Source organism: Paracoccus sp. (in: a-proteobacteria), from assembly GCF_046289755.1.
Classification (GTDB): Bacteria; Pseudomonadota; Alphaproteobacteria; order Rhodobacterales; family Rhodobacteraceae; genus Paracoccus.
Window position 1 is genome coordinate 20,387 of record NZ_JBKBVD010000008.1, and the last position, 19,522, is coordinate 39,908.

The window sequence follows — 19,522 nt, forward strand, 5'->3', positions numbered from 1 at the left end:
AGCCCCGCAATGAGTTGCGGGGCTTACTTCATGTCATTTCGAGAGAGATCAGCGACGCTGCATGATCCGGCGCGTGCCTTCGATCAGCATCAAGGCCACGACCAGTTTGACCAGATCGCCCAGGATAAAGGGCGTGAAACCTGCGGCCAGCACCCGCTCGGACGGCACGAAATTGGTCAGCCAGATCAGGCCCGGCACATAGATCGTCGCCAGACCGGCCAGCATGGCCAGCCCGCGCCCGAGGATGCCCCGGCCCTGCGCCAGCGCGCCGGTCACGCCCATGGCCAGCAGGAATCCCAGCAGAAAGCCCGCCGTCGGCCCGGCCAGATAGGCCAGCCCCGCACCGGCGGTGGCAAAGACCGGCAGGCCCGCCAGACCGGCGGCCAGATAGCTGCCCATTGCGGCCAGCCCGAGGCGCGGCCCCAGAACCACCGCCAGACCCATCACGGCCATGGTCTGCAACGTCATCGGCACCGGCCAGAACGGCACCTGAACCTTGGCGCTGAGGGCGATCAGCGCAGCGGCGGCAAGGGTGATCCCCAGCTTGCCTGCCAGGCTGGTGCGGGAAATGTGGTCTTGAGCAAGCAACATGGCGGTTTCTTTCCTTCGGAATGCGATCAGATACGATTCGGTGCGGCAAACGTGCCGCAGGCTGGCGCTTATCATGTCCGAAGCCCCCCCGCAGAGGCAAGAGGGCGCCGAAAGGCGACAGGGCGCGGCACGCGCCCGCAGCGCGGAAGCTGCGACACGGCGTCGCATCACCGACGGGCGGGTCGCCGCGCCGCTGGCCCCGCGCTGCGGTGACACTTCTTTACAGGGCGCCCTTCCGGCGCCCGTGATACCGCCCCGGCCCTCGCGCCGATTTCGCAGGCAGCCGGTGCGATTTCGGGGCCGGGCGTCTGTTTTCCCGCAGAAAAGGGTGCTAATAGCCGCCGTCAACTGCATGCCGCGACAGGGGTTCGAGACATGGCTGATGACTATCCCAAGGTTGACCGGGTGATGGGGGGGCCGACTGGCTGGTTCTCGATCGCGTTCCCGGCGGTTCTGTTCGTGTATTTTCTGGGGCTCGCGCCGCAGATTGCCGAAGGGCCGCAGGTATGGGGCATCGAGTGGGTGCCCTCGCTTGGCATCGCGCTGTCGGTGCTGCTGGACGGTCTCAGCCTGACCTTCGCGCTGCTGATCACCGGGATCGGGGCGGCGGTGACGCTGTATTCCGCGCGCTATCTGGGTGATCATCCCGACTATAACCGCTTTGTCGCCTATCTGCTGATGTTCATGGTCGGCATGCTGGGGCTGGTGCTGGCGGGCAACCTGATCTCGCTGTTCGTGTTCTGGGAGGTGACGACGATCGCCTCCTATCTGCTGATCGGCTTCAATGCCGACAGCGTCAAGTCGCGCCGCTCGGCCTTGCAGGCGCTGCTGGTGACGGGGACGGGCGGGCTGATCCTGCTGGCCGGCCTGATCGTGCTGGGCTCGGTCGTGGGCAGTTTCGAGATGGTCGATATTCTGTCGCAGGGCGACATGATCCGAGACCATCCGTGGTATCTGGCGATCCTGCTGCTGTTTCTGGCGGGTGCCTTCACGAAATCGGCGCAGGTGCCGTTCCATTTCTGGCTGCCCAATGCGATGGCCGCGCCGACGCCGGTGTCGGCCTATCTGCACAGCGCCACGATGGTGAAGGGCGGCGTCTATCTGCTGGCGCGGATGAACCCGGCGCTTGGCGACACCTCGGTCTGGTTCTGGACGCTGATCCTGTTCGGCGGCGTCACGGCGGTCTTTGCCTCGGTCATGGCGCTGCGCCAGACCGACATCAAGCAGGTGCTGGCCTATACGACGCTGATGGCGCTTGGCACGCTGGTCATGTTCATCGGCGCGGGCACGCATTACGCGATCATGGCGGCGATGCTGTTTCTGGTCGTGCACTCGCTGTACAAGGCGGCGCTGTTCCTGATGATCGGGATTGTCGATCATTCGACCGGCACGCGCGAGGCGGGGGTGCTGGGCGGGCTGGCCAAGGCGATGCCGCTGACCGGGCTGGCCGCCGCGCTGGCCGCGATCAGCATGGCGGGCATTCCGCCGATGGTCGGCTTTATCGGCAAGGAATTCATGTACAAGGCGGGTCTTGGCCTTGGCGGTTTCGGCGCGGTCTGGGTGACGGTGATGATCTTTGCCGCCTCGGTGATGATGTTCACGGTCGGCGGGATTGTCGCGCTGCGCCCCTTCCGCGGCGACTTGCGCGAAACACCCACCACGCCGCATGAGGGGCCCTGGGCGATGCTGGCCGGGCCGCTGGTGCTGGGCGCGCTGTCGCTGATCTTCGGGCTGTTTCCGGGGCTGCTGGGCCATTACTTTGTCGGCCCCGCCACCCATGCCGTCTTTGGCGAGGTGCGCGAGGTGCATCTGTATCTGTGGGGCGGCGTCAATATGGCGCTGATCCTGTCGCTGCTGACCTTCCTTGCGGGCTGGCTGCTTTATCGGCGGCACGAGGCGCTGCGCGCGCGCCTGATCCGCATCGAGGCAGGCAGCCGGATCAATTTCGACGCGGGCTGGGACCGGGTGCTGGACGGGCTGAAGGCGCTGGCCGCGTGGCAGACACGCCTGATCCAGACCGGCAATCTGCAGACCTATATGGCGGTGATCTTCGGCACCTTCACGGTGCTGGTCGGCGCGACCTTCCTGCTGAAGGGCGGCATGGGCAGCGGCATCAACTATGACGCCGAGGGCGTGCATCCGGTGCAGTGGACGGTGCTGGCGCTGATCGCCATGGGCGCGATCCTGGCGACGATGACCTCCAGCCGGATGACGGCGGTGGCGGCGCTTGGGGTGGTGGGCATCGGCGTGGCGCTGATCTTCATCATGTTCAGCGCCCCCGACGTGGCCATCACCCAGCTGCTGGTCGAGGTTCTGGTCGTGGTGCTGGTCGCGCTGGTGATGCTGCGCCTGCCGCATCTGCCCTCGCGTGCCATGTCGGGTTTCCGGGCCGGGCATGCGGCGATTGCGGCGGGGTTCGGCCTGCTGACGACGGTGGTGATGATCGCGGTGCTGCAGACGCCCTTCAGCCGCCGCCTGACCGATTTCTTCGAGGTCGCGTCATATCCCGATGCGCATGGCCGCAATATCGTCAATGTCATTCTGGTGGATTTCCGCGCGACAGATACCTTTGGTGAGGTCGTGGTGGTCGTGATCGCCGCCGTGGCCGCCTATGCGCTGCTGCGCGGCGCGCCCGGCGCCAGCCCGACCCCCGCCAGCGATCCCGGCGCCAGAGGCGAGGAGGACAAGTAATGCAATCCCTCATCCTGACCACGGCGACCCGTCTGCTGGTCGCGCTGTTGCTGGTCTTTTCTGTCTATGCGCTGCTGCGGGGCCACAACCTGCCCGGCGGCGGCTTTATCGGCGGGCTGATCGGGGCCACCGGCTTTATCCTTTACGTCATCGCCACCTCGGTCGATGAGGCGCGCGGCGCGCTGCGGGCCGATCCCGCCAATATCGCCATGCTGGGCGTCGGCGTGGCGGCCCTGTCGGGGATCATGGCGGCCTTTGCGGGCGATGCCTTCCTGACCGGGCAATGGCTGTTCCTGTTTGCCGAAGACGGTGGCAAGGGGCTGCCGCTGTCCTCGGTGCTGGTCTTCGACATCGGTGTCTACATGGCCGTGTTCGGCGGCATCCTGACGCTGGTTTTTGCCATGGAAGAGGAGATCTGAGGGTGGAATTGCTGCTTGCCCTGACCATCGGCGTGCTGATGGCCTGTTCGGTCTATCTGATGCTGGACCGTAACGTGATCCGCTTTCTGTTCGGGCTGATCCTGTTGTCGAATGCCGCGAACCTTGTGATCTTTCTGTCGGGCCGCCTGACCGCAGGCGCGCCGCCCCTGATCGACGAGGGCGCCTCTGCGCCCACCGGGCTGGTCGCCAATGCGCTGCCGCAGGCGCTGGTGCTGACCGCGATCGTGATCGGCTTTGGCCTGCTGGCCTTCACGCTGGCGCTGGTCTATCGCACCTATCGCAGCCTCGGCACCGTCAACAGCGATGAGATGCGCGTGGCCGAACCGCGCGACGAGGGGCAGCCGACGCCGTCGCCCGACCCCTCCGCCGCGCCGGGCACCCCGCCCCGGACCGACCGCACGCTTGACACCACCACCGGCCCCACCGCCGGGGAGGCCCGCGCATGAGCTGGGTTCTTGTCAATCCGATCCTGATCCCGATCGTGACCGCAGTCATTGCCTATCTGTTCCGCACCAGCCCCGCCGGGCGCTGGATCTCGGTCGCGGGCACGATCGTTCTGATGTTCGCCAGCCTGATCCTGATGGGCGAGGTGCTGGAACATGGCGTGATAGCCGCCCAGATGTCGAACTGGCAGGCGCCTTTCGGCATCACGCTGGTGGCCGATTATCTGGGCGGGGTGATGGTCGTCATCACCGCCATCACCGGGCTGGCCACCGTCGTCTACAGCCTTGCCGAAATCCCCGAACGGCTGGAGCGTCTGGGCTTTCACGCCCTGTTGCAGGTGCTGATGGCAGCGGTCTGCGGCGCGTTCCTGACGGGTGACCTGTTCAACCTCTATGTCTGGTTCGAGGTCATGCTGATCTCCAGCTTTGGCCTTCTGGTTCTGGGCGGCAGCAAGGAGCAGCTGGACGGGGGCATCAAATATGTGACGCTGAACCTCGTCTCGACCATCATGTTCCTGTCGGGGATCGGGCTGCTTTACGGCATCACCGGCACGCTGAACATGGCCGACCTGCATCTGGCGGTGCGCGAGGTCGAGAATACCGGCCTGCTGACCACCATCGCGGTGATGTTCCTGGTGGCCTTTGGCGTCAAGGCGGCGCTGTTCCCGCTGTTCTTCTGGCTGCCCGCATCCTATCACACGCCGCCGGTGGCGGTCTCGGCGATCTTTGCCGGGCTGCTGACCAAGGTGGGCGTCTATGCGCTGATCCGCATGTTCACGCTGATCTTCGATCAGGATGTCGGCTATACGCACCAGATCCTGCTGTGGCTGGCGGTGGCGACCATGGTGACGGGCGTTCTGGGCGCGGCCGCGATGAATGATTTCCGCCGCATCCTGTCGTTCCACATCATCAGCCAGATCGGCTATATGGTGCTGGGGCTGGCGCTGTTCACGCCGATGGGTCTGGTCGGCGCGGTCTTTTATCTGGTTCACCATATCATCGTGAAGGCCAACCTGTTCTTTGTCGCGGGCGTGGCCAAGCGGATCGGCGGATCGACGGACCTGTCGCGGCTTGGCGGGCTTTATGCCCATGCGCCGCTGCTGGCCTTCCTGTTCCTGATCCCGGCGTTTTCGCTGGCGGGCTTTCCGCCGCTGTCGGGCTTCTGGGCCAAATATGTGGTCGTCAAGGCCGCGCTGGATCTGGAGATGTGGTTCGTGGCCGGTGTCGCGCTGGCCGTGGGTCTGCTGACGATCTATTCGATGACCAAGATCTGGGGCGCGGCCTTCTGGCCCGCCCATCCCGACGGGATCAAGCCGCGGCTTGGCGATCTGCCCGCAGGTGACCGGGTGGCGCTGATGCTGCCGATCATTGTGCTGGCGGCGCTGACCTGCATCATTGGCCTCTTCCCCGAGCCGTTCGTGCAGTTCGCGGAAACCTCGGCGGCGCAGCTGCTGGATTCGACAGCCTATGTGACAACCGTGTTGGGGGTGCAGCCATGAACCTGTTCGCGACCAATATGCTGCTGGCCTTCGCCTGGGTCGCGCTGACCGGCGATCTGTCGCTGCTGGGCCTGCTGACCGGGTTCTTCCTGGGGCTGGCCGCCATGTGGCTGGTCCGGCCGCTGTTTCCCACCACGGGCAGCTATTTCATGCGGCTGTATTACTGGCTGCGGCTGCTGGTCCTGTTTATCTATGAGCTGGTCGTCAGCTCTTACGCCGTGGTGGCTGATGTCATGACACCGGGCCAGCGTTCGGTGCCTGCGCTGATCGCGGTGCCGCTGAACGTGACGACCGATCTGCAGATCACGCTGCTGGCGAATTTCATCTCGCTGACGCCGGGCACGCTGAGCCTTGATGTCTCGGATGACCGCAAGACCCTGTATATCCATGCGATGTTCGGGGATGATGCCGATGCGATCCGCGCGCAGATCCGCGACCATTACGAGGTCTGGGTGCGCGAGGCGACGGAGTAGAGCCATGACACTTCTCGATTACGCAGTTCTGTTCGGGTTCACGCTGGTCATTCTGGGCGTGGCGCTGGCCTCGATCCGGCTGATCAAGGGACCGACGCTGGCCGACCGGATCGTCGCGCTGGACATGATGACGGTGCAGCTGGTGGCCTTTGGCGGGCTGTCGGCGCTGCAGGCGCGCAGCGCGGCCTTTCTGGATGTGGCCGTGGTGCTGGCGCTGGTGGGCTTTCTGGCCACCGTCTGTCTGGCCCGCTATCTGGAACGCCGCAATGCCATCAACCGGGAGGATCAGCAATGATGTCCGAGATTATCGTATCGGTGCTGGTGGTGGCGGGCGGGTTTTTCTGCTTTGCCGCCGGACTGGGCGTGCTGCGCCTGCCCGATCTGCTGATCCGCATGCATGCCTCGACCAAGGCGGGGACCTTGGGCTCGGGGCTGATCCTGACCGCCGTGGCCGTGGCCTTTGCCGAGGGCACCGTGGTCGCGCGGGCGGTGGCGGCGATCGTGTTCCTGCTGCTGACCGCGCCGGTCGCGGCGCATCTGATCGGGCGGGCCGCGTTCCGCACCGGCGTGCCGATGGACGACCGCACCCGCTGCGAGCCGGGCGTGGCCGAGGCGCTGCATCACCGCGAAGCGGAAACGCCGCCGCAATAAGCAGTCCGTGCCAGACGACAAGAGCCGCCGCGTCGGCCCTTTTCAATTTCGTGTCATCGGCGTAAACAATCCGGATCGGCGGACGAACCGCCCTTCCGAAAGAGCTGAATGAGCCACGACATCACAACGATCACCCGCACGGACGAGCTTGCGCTGTTCTGCGAGGCTGCGAAATCCGCCCCCTATGTCACCGTCGACACCGAGTTCCTGCGCGAGCGGACCTATTGGTCGAAGCTGTGCCTGATCCAGCTTGCGCTGCCGCCGATGGCGCCGGGCGATCCCGGTCAGGCCGTGCTGGTCGATCCGCTGGTCGAGGGGCTGTCGATGGCGCCGCTGTACGATCTGTTCCGCCACAAGGACACGGTCAAGGTCTTCCACGCCGCCCGGCAGGATCTGGAGATCTTCTTTCACGACGCCGAGGTGTTTCCCGAGCCGCTGTTTGACACGCAGGTCGCCGCCATGGTCTGCGGCTTTGGCGAGCAGGTCGGCTATGAGACGCTGGTGCGCAAGATCGCCCGCGCCAATCTGGACAAATCCTCGCGCTTTACCGACTGGTCGCGGCGCCCGCTGTCGGATGCGCAGGCGGCCTATGCGCTGGCCGATGTCACCCATCTGCGGGTGATCTATGAATTTCTGGCAGCCGAGCTGGTCAAGACCGGGCGCGAGGCCTGGCTGGCCGAGGAGCTGTCGGTCCTGACCGACCCCGAGACCTATATCACCCGCCCCGAAGAGGCCTGGCTGAAGGTGCGCACCCGCACCAACTCGCCGCGCTTTCTGGCGATCCTGCGCGAGTTGGCAAAGTTCCGCGAGGCCTATGCCCAGGCCCGCGACATCCCCCGCTCGCGCGTCTACAAGGACGATGCGATGATCGAGCTGGCCTCGACCAAGCCCCTGAACGAGGCCGATCTGGCCCGCTCGCGGCTGCTGCTGCGCGAGGCGCGCAAGGGCGAGATTGCGGCGGGAATTCTGGCCGCCGTCAAGGCGGGCAGCGAGACCCGCGACCTGCCGCAGCCCAAGGCCGAGGAACCGGGCCGCCCCGGCAATGCGGCGCTGTCGGACCTGCTGCGGGTGCTGCTGAAGGCCAAGGCCGATGCGGCGGGTGTAGCCCCCAAGCTGATCGCCTCGTCCACGGAACTGGACGCGATCGCCACGGGCGAACGGAATGTCCCCGCGCTTCACGGCTGGCGGGCCGAGGTGTTCGGACAGGACGCATTGCGGCTGGCCGGGGGCGAGATTGCACTGTCCGCGCAGGGGGGCGCGGTCAAGGTCGTCCCGGCGCGCTGAACCGATGACCCGTCCCTTGCGTCTGACCCGTCCATGGCCCGAAGACGCCCCCGCCATCGCCGCCGCGATGACGGATTGGGACACAGCGCGCTGGCTGACGGCGGTGCCCTGGCCCTATGCCGAAACCGATGCGCGTGACTTTGTGGCCGCCGCCTCGCTGGATGAATATGCGATCCGCTGCGGCGATGATCTGCTGGGTCTGGTCCGGGCGGGCAGCAACTTTGGCCTGTGGATCGCGCCGGGCGCGCAGGGGCGGGGGATCGGCAGACGCGCGGGCATCATGGCGCTGTCGCGGCTGTTTCTGTCGGGCGCGGACCGGGTTTCGGCGCATGTGCTGGACGGCAACAGCCGCTCGGCCCGTCTGCTGGACTGGCTGGGCTTTCGCGCCACCGGCACAGAGCAGTTGTATTCCGAACCGATGCAGCGCCACGTCCCGGCCACCGCCCTGCGCCTTGACCGCGACCGTTTCGAGGCCCTGCACCCCTTTGCCCTGATCACGCCGCGCCTGCAGATCGGGCCGGTGACCGAGGCGGATCTGCCCGACCTGCATGCCATCGCCACCCGCCCCGAGGTCGCGCGCATGATGCTGCGCTTCCGCCCCGATATGGGGCTGGACGAGGTGGCGGTCGTGCTGCGCGAATCGGCTTTGTGGCCGCCGCTGCGGCTGTCGGTGCGCCATGAGGGCCGGGTCGTGGGCGCGGTCGGGCTGTCGGGCGGGCAGCCGCCGCGACTGCATTATTTTCTTGACCCCGATCTGTCGGGGCTGGGGCTGGGGCAAGAGATGGTGGCCGCCGTTTTTGACGAACTGGTCGCCCGCTTTGCGTTCCCCGAAATTCTGGCAGATGTGTTCCTGGACAACCTCGCCTCGCGCAAGATCCTGAAGAACCTGGGCTTTCGTCGGATGGAGGATGTCGAGCTTCGCGCCGAGGGGCGGGACGCGCCTGCGGATGCCGCCCTGTATCGCTGGCGGCCCGGCCTGTTGTCCTGAGACGTGACGGCTCAGCCCTGATCGGTGCCGGGCGCGGTGGCCACGACGCGGAACAGGGCCCGGCGCTCTTCGGGTGTTTCATGTGATGGCGCAGCCGGGGCGGCGCTGTCGGAAGTCCTGGGCGGGGTGCGGTCGAAACTGGCGGGTTCTTCTGAAAAGCCGATGACCGACGGAGAGGGTTCCAGCGTCTTGCCCCCTTCGATCACCGGAATCATCGTATCGCTGATCAGTTCAAAGCGGCGCGGCGCGACACCCAGATCGCCGTCGGCGATCAGACATCCAAGCGCCCGCGTGACATCCCCCAGATCAGAACGCAGCGGCAGCAGCAGCATCTGCGCCTTCAGGGCCGGACGGGCATAGCCCCCCTTCGCATGCAGGTGCAGATGGGCGATCTGGGGCGCCTTGAAGACCGTTTCCAGCACATCGGACAGTCGCCCGCGCGACGGACCGACCAGAAACGAGCAGATCGGCATGCCGCGCACCTCCATCCCCATCAGGTCGATCAGGTGGCGCCCCGCCAGCCGGATGCGTGCCGCGCCCGGGGCGATGCGTTCCAGAATAAAGGCGTAATCCAGCGATCGTGCAATGCCACGCGGGCTGACATCCGACCGAGCGGGGACCGCCTTGCCGTTGCGCAGGCCGGACCAGTAGTCCCGCATCTCGCGTATGACGCGGTCGGCATGGGCCGGATCATGGGTCATCAGCGTCACGACCTGTCCATTCGGCGGCCTGAGTGCGGAACTGCCGGTCGGCTCGGAACCCTTGTCGTGATCGGACATGCCGGACCTCGTTAACCAAAACCACGTGGCAGCGTTCTGCGCCTTAACATATGTTGCGAGACTAGCGCCATCCGGGGTTCGATTCCTACTCCTAGATTAATAAATGGTTAAGAACTGGTGCGGGGTCGCGGCAGAGGTGGCAGCCGGAGGGTCCGCCGGGTGCGGCGAAAGGCTTGACCCGCACAGGCTTGCCGGGGCATCCCCTGCGCGTCCCGCAAGCGACATGGAAGGTCGACAGCCCGATGATGATGCGTACCGGCCTTATGGTCATTCTGTCCTCGCCCTCGGGGGCGGGGAAATCCACTCTGGCGCGCCGTCTGATGGACTGGGACGCCAGCCTGCGATTCTCGGTCTCGGCCACCACCCGCGCGCCGCGTCCGGGCGAGGTGGACGGGGTGGATTATCACTTCACCTCGGCTGACGACTTCCGCCGCATGGTCGAGGACGGGCAGATGCTGGAACATGCCGAAGTGTTCGGCAACTGTTATGGCAGCCCGCGCGGCCCGGTCGAGACCGCGATGAACGAGGGCCGCGACACGCTGTTCGATGTCGACTGGCAGGGCGGCCAGCAGATCCGCGCCTCGGCACTTGGCGGGCATGTCGTGTCGATCTTTGTGCTGCCCCCCTCGCTGCCGGAACTGGAGCGTCGGCTGCGCGCGCGCGGGCAGGACAGCACCGAGGTGATCGCGGGCCGGATGCTGAAAAGCCGGGCCGAGATCAGCCATTGGGCCGAATATGATTACGTGCTGGTCAATGACGATCTGGACGAGACTGAGGCGCGCCTGCGGGCCATCCTGACCGCCGAGCGCCTGCGCCGCGACCGTCAGGCGGGTCTTGGCGCTTTCGTGAAAAAGCTGATGGCCGAGGAGGAGGACGACAGATGATCTGGTCGCTGGGGGATGTGACGCCGCAGCTGGGCACGGATGCCTGGGTGGCGCCCGATGCGCAGCTGATGGGCAATGTCGTGCTGGAAGAGGGCGCCTCGGTCTGGTTCGGCGCCGTGCTGCGCGGCGACAATGAGGAAATCCGCCTGGGCCGGGGCAGCAATGTGCAGGATCTGTGTTGCCTGCATACCGATATCGGTTTTCCGCTGGTGATCGGCGCGGATTGCACCATCGGGCACCGGGCGATCCTGCATGGCTGCCGGATCGGTGAGGGGGCGCTGATCGGCATGGGCGCCACGATCCTGAACGGCGCCGTGATCGGGGCAGGGGCGCTGATCGGCGCCGGGGCGCTGATCCCCGAGGGCCGCGAGGTGCCGCCGGGCGCGCTGGTCATGGGCGCGCCGGGCAAGGTGGTGCGGATGCTGGACGCGACGGCGCTGGCCGGGCTGCGGGCCTCGGCTGCGCGCTATCGCGAGAATGCCGCGCGGTTCCGGGCCGGGCTGCGGGCGGCCGAGGGGAGCGTCTGATGGCGGCTGATCCGCGGCGGCGGGCACAGGCGCTGCTGGACGGGGTGCCGATCCCGATGCTGGCGGTGGATGGCCATGCCCGCATGATCGCCGCCAACCCCGCCGCGCGGGCGCTGTTTGGCGAGGATCTGCTGGACCGGCCCTTCGTGACGGTGCTGCGCCATCCCGGCGTGGTTCATGCCGTCGACTGGGTGCTGGCGCCTGACCGCCATCCGGAACCCGTCTCGGACGGCGATCTGCCGGTGGCCGAGGGGGGCGTGGCGCTGCGGGCGCAGTTCGCGGCGGATGGCCGCACGATTCTGGCCGAGATCACCGTGGCGCCGCTGGCGCCGCTGATCGGGCGCGGCGCGAGCATTGCGATCATGGACCGGTCCGTGACGGAAGAGGCCGAGCAGATGCGCCGCGATTTTGTGGCCAATGTCAGCCACGAGCTGAAGACGCCGCTGACCGCGATGATGGGCTTTATCGAGACGCTGCGCGGCCCCGCGCGCGAGGATGCGCGGGCCCGCGACCGCTTTCTGGACATCATGGAGCGCGAGGCGGGGCGGATGAACCGGCTGATCAGCGACCTTTTGTCGCTGAGCCGGGTGCAGGCCGAAGAGCGTCTGCGCCCCGCCCGGCAGGTCGATCTGCCCGGTCTTCTGCGCGCCGTGCTGGCCACGATGGCGCCTGCGGCCGAGGCTGCCGGGGTTCAGATGCGCATCGAAGGGCTGGAGCAGTCGGTGCGCGTGCCGGGCGATCCCGACCAGTTGACGCAGGTGTTTCAGAACCTGATCGAGAATGCGCTGAAATACGGTGCCTCGGGCGGGTATCTGGGGCTGGCGCTGCGCCATGTCGCGCATGAGCCGCAGCTGCGTGGCCCGGCCTGGGCGGTCGAGATCGAGGACCGGGGTGACGGCATCGACGAAATCCACCTGCCGCGCCTGACCGAGCGGTTCTACCGGGTGGACACGCATCGCTCGCGCGAGCAGGGCGGCACGGGTCTGGGGCTGGCGATCGTCAAGCATATCATTGCCCGCCACCGGGGCCGGTTGCGGATCGACAGCCGCAAGGGGGAAGGCAGCCGGTTCACCGTGGTGCTGCCCGAAGGGCTGCGGCGGCGCTGAGGTCTGGCCGGGCAGGGGGGCGCTCGCGCCCCCCGTCGCGTTCCGCGCCCCCCGTCGCGTTCCGCGCCTCCCCCCGAGGATATTTCGGGACCAAAGCAGGCCGGGAAAGGGGTTGCGCCTCTCGCGCTTTGGGTGCGGCTGGCCTATAAGCATCGCGGGTCCGGCACGAGGGCCGACAAGAGGGGAAATCGCCATGTCGCTTGTTTCGCAACCGGATCCGGCCAAGCTGGCCGCCGCACGTGCTGCTGTGGCGCTGGTCGGGGATGGGATGAGGCTGGGCCTCGGCACCGGCTCGACCGCCAGCGTGATGGTGCGGGAACTGGCGGCGCGGGTGGCCGCCGAGGGGTTGCGGCTGCGCTGTGCGGCGACCTCGAAGGCGACGGCGGATCTGGCGGAAAGCCTGGGGCTGCGGATCGAGACGCTGGACCAGATCGGCTGGCTGGACATGACCATCGACGGCGCCGATGAGCTGGACGGGCAATTGCATCTGATCAAGGGCGGCGGGGCCGCGCATCTGCGCGAAAAGGTCGTGGCCGCCGCCAGCGAGCGCATGATCGTGATTGCCGATCCGGGCAAGGTGGTCGAGGTTCTGGGCGCCTTTCCGCTGCCGGTCGAGGTGCTGGAATTCGGCTTTGAGACGACGCGCAAGCTGATCCGGCGGGCCCTGGACGATCTGGATCTGGGCGGGCGCGAGGTGTTGCAGCGGCTGCGCGGCAGCGACCCGGTCGTGACCGATGAGGGCAATCTGATCCTTGATCTGCATCTGGGCGAGATCCCTGATCCGGTGGCCCTGGCGCGGGCTTTGTCGGCTGTTCCGGGCGTGGTCGAGCATGGGCTGTTTCTGGGCATGTGCGATCTGGCCATCATCGGGCGCGCGGATGGCAGCGTGGTCGAACTGGCGCGTGACGGCGATATCGACGCCGATATGCTGGCGGGTGAGGGCGCGTGATGGAATTCGACTACGATCTGTTCGTGATCGGCGGCGGTTCGGGCGGGGTACGCGCGGCGCGGATCGCGGCGGGCGAGCATGGCGCGCGGGTCGGGCTGGCCGAGGAAAGCCGCATGGGCGGCACCTGTGTCATCCGTGGCTGCGTGCCCAAGAAGCTGATGATCTTTGCCTCGCAGGCCGGGCTGATGGCCGAGGAGATGCGCGGCTATGGCTGGTGCGGGGCACAGGCGGGCCGCTTTGACTGGCAGCTGTTCCGCGAAAAGCTGGACGCCGAACTGTCCCGGCTGGAGGTGATCTATCGTGCCGGGCTGGAACGCGCGGGCGTCGAGATCCATGACCAGCGCGCCACGATCGCCGGTCACCACACGGTCGAACTGGCGGACGGGACGCGCAGGACCGCGCGGCATATCCTGATCGCTGTGGGCGGGCGCCCGTCCAAGATCGGGGTGCCGGGCGAGGAACTGGCGCTGGTGTCGGACGATCTGTTTCTGATGGAGCGCCTGCCGGGGCGGGTGCTGCTGGTGGGCGGCGGGTTCATCGCCTGCGAATTCGCCACGATCCTGGCCGGGCTGGGGGTTCAGACCGTGCAGGTCTATCGCGGGGATGCCGTTCTGCGCGGCTTTGACCGCGAGGCGCGCGATCTGGCCACCCTGCAGCTGAGCCAGGTGGGTGTCGATCTGCGTCTTGGTCTGACGCCTGCGCGGCTGGAAAAGGCGGGTGACGGCATTGATGTCACCTTTGACGATGGCAGCCGCGATCAGTTCGACGCCGTGCTGTTTGCGACCGGGCGGGCGCCCTATACTGCCGGTCTGGGGCTGGAGAATACCGAGGTCCGGCTGAGGCCCAATGGCGCCATCGAGGTGGACGAATGGTCGCAGACCAGCGTGCCGTCGATCTTTGCCGTGGGGGATGTGACCGACCGCGTGAACCTGACCCCGGTGGCGATCCGCGAGGGGCATGCCTTTGCCGATACCGTCTTTGGCGCGCGGCCCCGGACGGTCGATCATTCGCTGGTGGCCAGCGCGGTCTATCTGCGCCCCCATGAGGTGGCCAGCGTCGGGCTGACCGAGGAACAGGCGCATGCCGCCGGGCCGGTCGATGTCTATTCGACCGTGTTCCGCCCCATGCGCTCGATGTTTGCGGGCAGCGATGCGAAGGTGATGATGAAGCTGCTGGTCGATCCCGCCAGCGACCGCGTTCTGGGCTGCCATATCTTTGGCCCCGAGGCCGGTGAGATGATCCAGCTGGCCGCGATTCCCATCGGGATGGGCGCGACCAAGGCCCAGTTCGATGCGACCATCGCGGTTCACCCGACCGCCGCCGAAGAACTGGTGACCATGCGCCACCCCTCGCGGCGGCTGGAGGGCCTTGGCGGGGACGCGGGCTGACAATCGTGCAAGCGCGGCCCTCTGCCGCATCTGACAGAGGGTTGTGCGGGCGCGCAAGGGTTGACATTCCGGCCTTGCGCCCCAGTTTTCAGACAACGGAATATCCAACGAAAGAAGGACGACGGATGGCAAATCAGGGCCCCTGGGGCGGAGGCGGCGGAGGAAATGGCGGCGGTCGTGATGGCGGGGATGGCGACAAGCGACCTCCGGCGGGGCGACCATGGGGGAACCAGCAGCCACCCGAAGGCCCGCGTCGTCCCGGCAAGGGCGGTGATCAGCAGATGCCCGAAATCGAAGAGCTGATGAAAAAGGGGCAAGAGCGTCTGCGCGTCCTGATGGGCGGGCGCGGCGGCGGAAATGGCCCGGTTGGCGGCGGTGGCGGGCGTGGACCCGGCGGCCCGAGCTTCGGGCTGAACCGCTCGACCGTGGCGGTTGTCGGGCTTGTCGCGCTTGGCGTCTGGGCCTTTGCCAGTTTTTACCGCGTGCAGACGAACGAACAGTCGGTCGAGTTTCTTTTTGGTCGCGCCGTTTCGGTCGGAACCGAGGGTCTGAACTTTGCCCCCTGGCCCGTCGTGCGGGCCGAGGTCGTGGCCGTCACCAACGAGCGTGTGACCGAGATCGGCACCGGGCGCGCGGGTCCGATGGATACCGGGCTGATGCTGACCCGCGACCAGAATATCGTCGACATGGAATATCAGGTCGTCTGGAACATCCGCGATCCGCAGATGTACCTGTTCAATCTGGCCGATCCGACCGACACGATGCGGGCAGTGTCCGAATCCGCCATGCGCGACATTATCGCGCGCAGCGAGCTGGCGCCGATCCTGAACCGCGACCGGGGTGCTGTGGCCACCGATCTGCGGCAGGCCGTGCAGCAGACGCTGGATGAATATCAGTCGGGCATCAATGTCGTGCGGGTCAACCTTGACCGCGCCGACCCGCCCGGCGAGGTGATCGACGCCTTCCGCGAGGTGCAGGCCGCCCAGCAGGAACGCGACCGGCTGGAAAATCAGGCCGATGCCTATGCCAACCGCGTTCTGGCGCAGGGCCGTGGTGACGCCGCCCAGATTCTGGAACAGGCCGAGGGCTATCGCGCTCAGGCCGTCAACACGGCTGCGGGTGAAGCCGCGCGCTTCAACTCGATCTACGAGGAATATGTCAAGGCGCCGGACGTGACCCGCCGCCGGATGTATCTGGAAACGATGGAGCAGGTTCTGGCCGACGTGCAGAAGATCATTCTGGGCGAGGGCGAGAATGGCAGCCAGAGCGTGGTGCCCTATCTGCCGCTGGACCAGCTGCGCGGCGGTGCCCCGTCGGCAAGCCGCAACCAGCCTGCCGGGGTGCCATCGGGCGCCGGCGCAACCGGCCTGCCCGCAGGTTCCACCACGACCACCGGAGGGACGAACTGATGGCCCGCAGAATCAAGCTGACCGCGCTGGCGCTGCCCGTGGTGTTCGTGGCCGCCGTGCTGGCGGGCTCGGCGATCTATATCGTGGACGAGCGTGAAAAGGCGCTGGTGCTGCGCCTTGGCCGGGTGGTCGATGTGCAGGAGACGCCGGGGCTGAACTTCAAGATGCCCTTCGTCGACAACGTCGTCAAATATGATGGCCGCATTCTGGGCCTGCCGACCAGCCCGCTGGAGGTGACGCCGCTGGATGACCGCCGTCTGGTCGTCGATGCCTTCGCGCGCTGGCGCATCACCGATCCGGTCCGCTTCCGTCAGGCCGTGGGCACCGGCGGCGTGCAGGCTGCACTGACCCGGCTGGAGCCGATCGTCAGCGCCGCCATCCGCGAGGTGCTGGGTTCGGTTCCCTCGACCGCCGTGCTGTCCGATGACCGGACCGCGCTGATGAACCAGATCCGGGGCGAGGCACGCAACAACTCGGCCGGGCTGGGGGTCGAGATCATCGACGTGCGTCTGACCCGCACCGATCTGCCCGAGCAGAACCTGAACGCCACCTATGGCCGGATGCGGGCGGAACGTGAACGCGAGGCCGCAGACGAAATCGCACGCGGTAACGAGGCGGCTCAGCGCGTCCGCGCCGCCGCCGACCGGACCGTGGTCGAGCTGACATCGGAAGCGCGGCGCCGGTCCGAGGTGGTCCGCGGTGAGGCTGACGCTCAGCGGAACGCGATCTATGCCGATGCCTTCGGTCGCGACCCCGAGTTCTTTGCCTTCACCCGCTCGATGACCGCCTATGAACGGTCGATGATCGGCACCAACACCTCGATGGTGCTGGCGCCCGAAGGTGAGTTCTTCACCTATCTGCGCGATGACGGTGCCGCCAACGCCAACCCGCCCTCCGAGCCGGTGCCCGCAGGCACCTCGGCGCAGGAGATGCAACAGTCCGAGGGTCCGCTGACCAGCGACGAGGATCTGGTCGAGCAGAACGTCACGGATCGCGAGGGCAATGTTCTGGGCGAATCGGCAGGGGTCCGGCTGACCCCGGTTCCGGAAAGCCTGACCACGCCGCCGCAGGAAGAGTCCGAGATCATGATGCCAGATAGCGGCGCGGCCCCTGCGACCGACGGCGCCGAACAACCGACGGACGCCCCGGCTGAGGCACCGGCGGCAGAGCCTGCCCCGGATGCGGGCGATCCGCAGGCGGCGCCGCCTGCAAACTGAGGATGACACAGCGGGCGGGGGATTTCCCCGCCCGCTTTGCAACAAAAGTCACGATCTGTTCACAGGCCGAGAGCGCGGTTTTATTGCAACGCGCCCCCAGATTGCTTTGATATGCACCATGGCAGCCGCCGCCACATTGGCCGCTGCCCCTGAATTCGAGAGGACATTCAGCATGAGATCGCTTTCGCCTCGCCATTTGCTGACGGTGTCGGTTCTGGCTCTTGGGCTTGGTCTGGGCCATGCAGGCGCACAGCAGGTCGTCGAGCCCGCCCCTGACGAGGTTTCGCCGCAGACCAGTCAGCAGGCGCAGGACGCCGCCGATGCAAACCAACCGCTTGGCGCAGATGTCGCTGCCGCCGCCGAATCGCAGGTCATGCCCGGCAGCTTTGCCGATCTGGCCGAGCGTGTTTCGCCTGCGGTGGTCAATATCACCACCACCTCGGTCGTGTCGCAGCCCACGGGCGGCCCCGGCGGCCCTCGTTTCCCCGAAGGCAGCCCGTTTTCTGACCTGTTCCGCGACTTTGGCATTCCGGGCTTTCCCGACGGACCCGAAGGCATGCCCCAGCGCCGCAGCCCGCAGCGGTCGAACGCGCTGGGTTCGGGATTTGTGATCTCGTCCGACGGGTTCATCGTGACGAACAACCACGTCATCGAAGGCGCCGATCAGATCGAGATCGAGTTCTACTCCGGCGCCCGCCTGCCCGCGACCGTGGTGGGCACCGACCCGTCGACCGATATTGCGCTGCTCAAGGTCGAAAGCGACGAGGCGATCCCCTTCGTCAAGTTCGGCGACAGCGACAGCGCGCGCGTCGGCGACTGGGTGCTGGCTCTTGGCAACCCGCTGGGGCAGGGCTTTTCCGCCTCGACCGGGATCGTTTCGGCACGGAACCGCGAATTGTCAGGGTCTTACGACGATTTCCTCCAGACCGACGCCGCGATCAACCGGGGCAATTCGGGCGGTCCGCTGTTCAACCTCAAGGGCGAGGTGATCGGGGTGAACACCGCGATCCTGTCGCCCAATGGTGGCTCGATCGGGATCGGGTTCTCGATGGCGTCGAATGTCGTCTCGCAGGTCGTCGATCAGCTGAACGAATTCGGCGAAACCCGGCGCGGCTGGCTGGGCGTGATGATCCAGGATGTCAGCGACGAGATGGCCGACGCGATGGGACTGGAGGCAGCTGCGGGTGCGATGATCACCGATGTCCCCGAAGGCCCGGCCCGCGAGGCAGGGCTGCGCGCGGGCGATGTGATCACCAGCTTTGACGGAACCGAGGTCGGCGACACCCGCGCCCTTGTGCGCCGTGTGGCCGAGGCACCTGCCGGTGAGACGGTCGAGGTCGTGGTGATGCGCGACGGCAGTGCCGAGACCTTGCAGGTGACGCTTGGCCTGCGCGAGGCGGCCACCGGCGCCACCACCGCCCCGACCGCAGAGGAAGAACCGGGCGAGACCGATCTTCTGGGCATGACCCTTGTGCCGCTGACGCCCGAAACGGCTGCCGAACTGGGCCTGCCGCGCGACGCGCAGGGCCTTGTGATCACGGCGATTGACCCTGACGGCCCTGCCGACGGCAAGGGTCTGGCCGCGGGCGATGTCATCACCGAGGCGGGCCAGCAAAGCGTCGCGTCGGTCGCGGATCTGCGCGCGCGGATTGATGAGGTGATCGAAGCCGGGCGGATCTCGATTCTCATCCTTGTGCGCCGCGATGGCGAGCCGCGCTTTCTGGGCCTGCCGGTCACGGAACCGGCAGAGTGATCTGCGTTTCCTGATTGTGACAGAAGGGGCGGCCTGCCGGGCTGCCCCTTTTCATTCGTCTGGTGATCGCCTAACCCGGCGGCACCAAGGGGATAAGCCAAGGGAACAGGCGAGCATGGCAAAGATCACTTACATCGAACATAACGGCACCCGCCACGAGATCGAGGTCCGCCCCGGCATGACCGTGATGGAGGGCGCGCGCGACAATGGCGTGCCCGGCATCGACGCCGATTGCGGCGGCGCCTGCGCCTGTTCGACCTGTCATGTCTATGTCGCGCCGGACTGGCTGGACAAGCTGCCCGCCCGCGACCCGATGGAAGAGGACATGCTGGATTTCGCTTACCAGCCCGACCCCGAACGCTCGCGGCTGACCTGCCAGATCAAGGTGACCGAGGCGCTGGACGGGCTGGTCGTGCAGCTGCCCGAACGCCAGATCTGATGCGCTGAAAG

Annotated in this window: 20 protein-coding genes; 18 read left to right on the forward strand and 2 right to left on the reverse strand. The window is 66.9% G+C overall.

Annotation, left to right across the window (positions count from 1 at the left end; genetic code table 11):
• Positions 1 to 48: 48 nt before the first annotated feature.
• Positions 49 to 591 carry a biotin transporter BioY gene (locus ACK41U_RS04530; protein WP_409676611.1) on the reverse strand — a complete coding sequence of 181 codons (543 nt, stop codon included), beginning with the start codon at positions 589 to 591 and terminating at the stop codon, positions 49 to 51.
• A gap of 375 nt (positions 592 to 966) precedes the next feature.
• On the opposite strand from ACK41U_RS04530, the gene ACK41U_RS04535 reads away from it, so the two are divergent.
• The 9 genes from ACK41U_RS04535 to ACK41U_RS04575 all read left to right on the forward strand — a co-directional run bounded on the left by ACK41U_RS04535 (position 967) and on the right by ACK41U_RS04575 (position 9,060).
• Complete coding sequence (locus tag ACK41U_RS04535; RefSeq protein ID WP_409676614.1) at positions 967 to 3,282, forward strand: putative monovalent cation/H+ antiporter subunit A; 2,316 nt, start codon at positions 967 to 969, stop codon at positions 3,280 to 3,282.
• Positions 3,282 to 3,701: an MnhB domain-containing protein gene (locus tag ACK41U_RS04540; protein ID WP_409676617.1), complete on the forward strand. Its 420-nt coding sequence runs from the start codon at positions 3,282 to 3,284 to the stop codon at positions 3,699 to 3,701. The genes ACK41U_RS04535 and ACK41U_RS04540 overlap by 1 nt, the downstream gene beginning before the upstream one ends.
• Before the next feature lie 2 nt (positions 3,702 to 3,703).
• A complete protein-coding gene (locus ACK41U_RS04545) occupies positions 3,704 to 4,168 on the forward strand; it encodes a Na+/H+ antiporter subunit C (protein ID WP_409676620.1) in 465 nt (154 codons plus the stop codon).
• Positions 4,165 to 5,664 (forward strand): Na+/H+ antiporter subunit D, encoded by a 1,500-nt coding sequence (locus ACK41U_RS04550; protein ID WP_409676623.1) that lies wholly within the window; start codon positions 4,165 to 4,167, stop codon positions 5,662 to 5,664. The genes ACK41U_RS04545 and ACK41U_RS04550 overlap by 4 nt, the downstream gene beginning before the upstream one ends.
• Positions 5,661 to 6,137: a Na+/H+ antiporter subunit E gene (locus ACK41U_RS04555; protein ID WP_409676625.1), complete on the forward strand. Its 477-nt coding sequence runs from the start codon at positions 5,661 to 5,663 to the stop codon at positions 6,135 to 6,137. Before ACK41U_RS04550 ends, ACK41U_RS04555 begins: the two co-directional genes overlap by 4 nt.
• 4 nt (positions 6,138 to 6,141) lie before the next feature.
• Positions 6,142 to 6,432 carry a cation:proton antiporter gene (locus ACK41U_RS04560; protein WP_409676628.1) on the forward strand — a complete coding sequence of 97 codons (291 nt, stop codon included), beginning with the start codon at positions 6,142 to 6,144 and terminating at the stop codon, positions 6,430 to 6,432.
• Positions 6,432 to 6,788: a monovalent cation/H(+) antiporter subunit G gene (gene mnhG, locus ACK41U_RS04565; protein ID WP_409676631.1), complete on the forward strand. Its 357-nt coding sequence runs from the start codon at positions 6,432 to 6,434 to the stop codon at positions 6,786 to 6,788. Before ACK41U_RS04560 ends, mnhG begins: the two co-directional genes overlap by 1 nt.
• Positions 6,789 to 6,908: 120 nt before the next feature.
• Positions 6,909 to 8,072 (forward strand): ribonuclease D, encoded by a 1,164-nt coding sequence (rnd, locus tag ACK41U_RS04570; protein ID WP_409676839.1) that lies wholly within the window; start codon positions 6,909 to 6,911, stop codon positions 8,070 to 8,072.
• A gap of 16 nt (positions 8,073 to 8,088) precedes the next feature.
• On the forward strand, positions 8,089 to 9,060 hold the full coding sequence (locus tag ACK41U_RS04575; RefSeq protein WP_409676634.1) for a GNAT family N-acetyltransferase: 972 nt from the start codon (positions 8,089 to 8,091) through the stop codon (positions 9,058 to 9,060).
• A gap of 11 nt (positions 9,061 to 9,071) precedes the next feature.
• Here the strand turns inward: ACK41U_RS04575 and ACK41U_RS04580 are convergent, their stop codons facing one another.
• Positions 9,072 to 9,839 carry a PAS domain-containing protein gene (locus ACK41U_RS04580; protein WP_409676637.1) on the reverse strand — a complete coding sequence of 256 codons (768 nt, stop codon included), beginning with the start codon at positions 9,837 to 9,839 and terminating at the stop codon, positions 9,072 to 9,074.
• Positions 9,840 to 10,084: 245 nt separating this feature from the next.
• Between ACK41U_RS04580 and gmk the strand changes: the two genes are divergently transcribed.
• From gmk to ACK41U_RS04625, 9 genes are all read left to right on the forward strand, one after another.
• Positions 10,085 to 10,723, forward strand: a complete 639-nt coding sequence (gene gmk, locus ACK41U_RS04585) for a guanylate kinase (protein WP_409676841.1) — start codon at positions 10,085 to 10,087, stop codon at positions 10,721 to 10,723.
• Complete coding sequence (locus ACK41U_RS04590; RefSeq protein ID WP_409676640.1) at positions 10,720 to 11,250, forward strand: gamma carbonic anhydrase family protein; 531 nt, start codon at positions 10,720 to 10,722, stop codon at positions 11,248 to 11,250. The genes gmk and ACK41U_RS04590 overlap by 4 nt, the downstream gene beginning before the upstream one ends.
• Positions 11,250 to 12,356 (forward strand): sensor histidine kinase, encoded by a 1,107-nt coding sequence (locus ACK41U_RS04595; RefSeq protein ID WP_409676643.1) that lies wholly within the window; start codon positions 11,250 to 11,252, stop codon positions 12,354 to 12,356. Before ACK41U_RS04590 ends, ACK41U_RS04595 begins: the two co-directional genes overlap by 1 nt.
• Before the next feature lie 193 nt (positions 12,357 to 12,549).
• Positions 12,550 to 13,305 carry a ribose-5-phosphate isomerase RpiA gene (gene rpiA, locus ACK41U_RS04600; protein WP_409676646.1) on the forward strand — a complete coding sequence of 252 codons (756 nt, stop codon included), beginning with the start codon at positions 12,550 to 12,552 and terminating at the stop codon, positions 13,303 to 13,305.
• The gene (gorA, locus tag ACK41U_RS04605; RefSeq protein WP_409676649.1) at positions 13,305 to 14,693 is read left to right on the forward strand and encodes a glutathione-disulfide reductase; all 1,389 of its coding nucleotides are present in this window, start codon (positions 13,305 to 13,307) and stop codon (positions 14,691 to 14,693) included. Before rpiA ends, gorA begins: the two co-directional genes overlap by 1 nt.
• Positions 14,694 to 14,818: 125 nt before the next feature.
• A complete protein-coding gene (gene hflK / locus ACK41U_RS04610) occupies positions 14,819 to 16,102 on the forward strand; it encodes an FtsH protease activity modulator HflK (protein ID WP_409676652.1) in 1,284 nt (427 codons plus the stop codon).
• Positions 16,103 to 16,113: 11 nt separating this feature from the next.
• Positions 16,114 to 17,319 (forward strand): protease modulator HflC, encoded by a 1,206-nt coding sequence (gene hflC, locus ACK41U_RS04615; protein ID WP_409676843.1) that lies wholly within the window; start codon positions 16,114 to 16,116, stop codon positions 17,317 to 17,319.
• Between the two features lie 172 nt (positions 17,320 to 17,491).
• The gene (locus ACK41U_RS04620; RefSeq protein ID WP_409676655.1) at positions 17,492 to 19,072 is read left to right on the forward strand and encodes a Do family serine endopeptidase; all 1,581 of its coding nucleotides are present in this window, start codon (positions 17,492 to 17,494) and stop codon (positions 19,070 to 19,072) included.
• A 115-nt stretch (positions 19,073 to 19,187) separates the two neighbouring features.
• Positions 19,188 to 19,511: a 2Fe-2S iron-sulfur cluster-binding protein gene (locus ACK41U_RS04625; protein ID WP_409676658.1), complete on the forward strand. Its 324-nt coding sequence runs from the start codon at positions 19,188 to 19,190 to the stop codon at positions 19,509 to 19,511.
• Positions 19,512 to 19,522 lie beyond the last annotated feature (11 nt).

Coding starts and splice junctions, on each gene's coding strand:
- ACK41U_RS04595 (WP_409676643.1), top strand. CDS start 11,250: ATGGCGGCTGATCCGCGGCGGCGGGCACAGGCGCTGCTGGACGGGGTG.
- gmk (WP_409676841.1), top strand. CDS start 10,085: ATGATGCGTACCGGCCTTATGGTCATTCTGTCCTCGCCCTCGGGGGCG.
- ACK41U_RS04620 (WP_409676655.1), top strand. CDS start 17,492: ATGAGATCGCTTTCGCCTCGCCATTTGCTGACGGTGTCGGTTCTGGCT.
- ACK41U_RS04580 (WP_409676637.1), bottom strand. CDS start 9,839: ATGTCCGATCACGACAAGGGTTCCGAGCCGACCGGCAGTTCCGCACTC.
- rpiA (WP_409676646.1), top strand. CDS start 12,550: ATGTCGCTTGTTTCGCAACCGGATCCGGCCAAGCTGGCCGCCGCACGT.
- ACK41U_RS04590 (WP_409676640.1), top strand. CDS start 10,720: ATGATCTGGTCGCTGGGGGATGTGACGCCGCAGCTGGGCACGGATGCC.
- hflK (WP_409676652.1), top strand. CDS start 14,819: ATGGCAAATCAGGGCCCCTGGGGCGGAGGCGGCGGAGGAAATGGCGGC.
- ACK41U_RS04540 (WP_409676617.1), top strand. CDS start 3,282: ATGCAATCCCTCATCCTGACCACGGCGACCCGTCTGCTGGTCGCGCTG.
- mnhG (WP_409676631.1), top strand. CDS start 6,432: ATGTCCGAGATTATCGTATCGGTGCTGGTGGTGGCGGGCGGGTTTTTC.
- ACK41U_RS04550 (WP_409676623.1), top strand. CDS start 4,165: ATGAGCTGGGTTCTTGTCAATCCGATCCTGATCCCGATCGTGACCGCA.
- ACK41U_RS04535 (WP_409676614.1), top strand. CDS start 967: ATGGCTGATGACTATCCCAAGGTTGACCGGGTGATGGGGGGGCCGACT.
- ACK41U_RS04625 (WP_409676658.1), top strand. CDS start 19,188: ATGGCAAAGATCACTTACATCGAACATAACGGCACCCGCCACGAGATC.
- gorA (WP_409676649.1), top strand. CDS start 13,305: ATGGAATTCGACTACGATCTGTTCGTGATCGGCGGCGGTTCGGGCGGG.
- ACK41U_RS04555 (WP_409676625.1), top strand. CDS start 5,661: ATGAACCTGTTCGCGACCAATATGCTGCTGGCCTTCGCCTGGGTCGCG.
- ACK41U_RS04530 (WP_409676611.1), bottom strand. CDS start 591: ATGTTGCTTGCTCAAGACCACATTTCCCGCACCAGCCTGGCAGGCAAG.
- ACK41U_RS04560 (WP_409676628.1), top strand. CDS start 6,142: ATGACACTTCTCGATTACGCAGTTCTGTTCGGGTTCACGCTGGTCATT.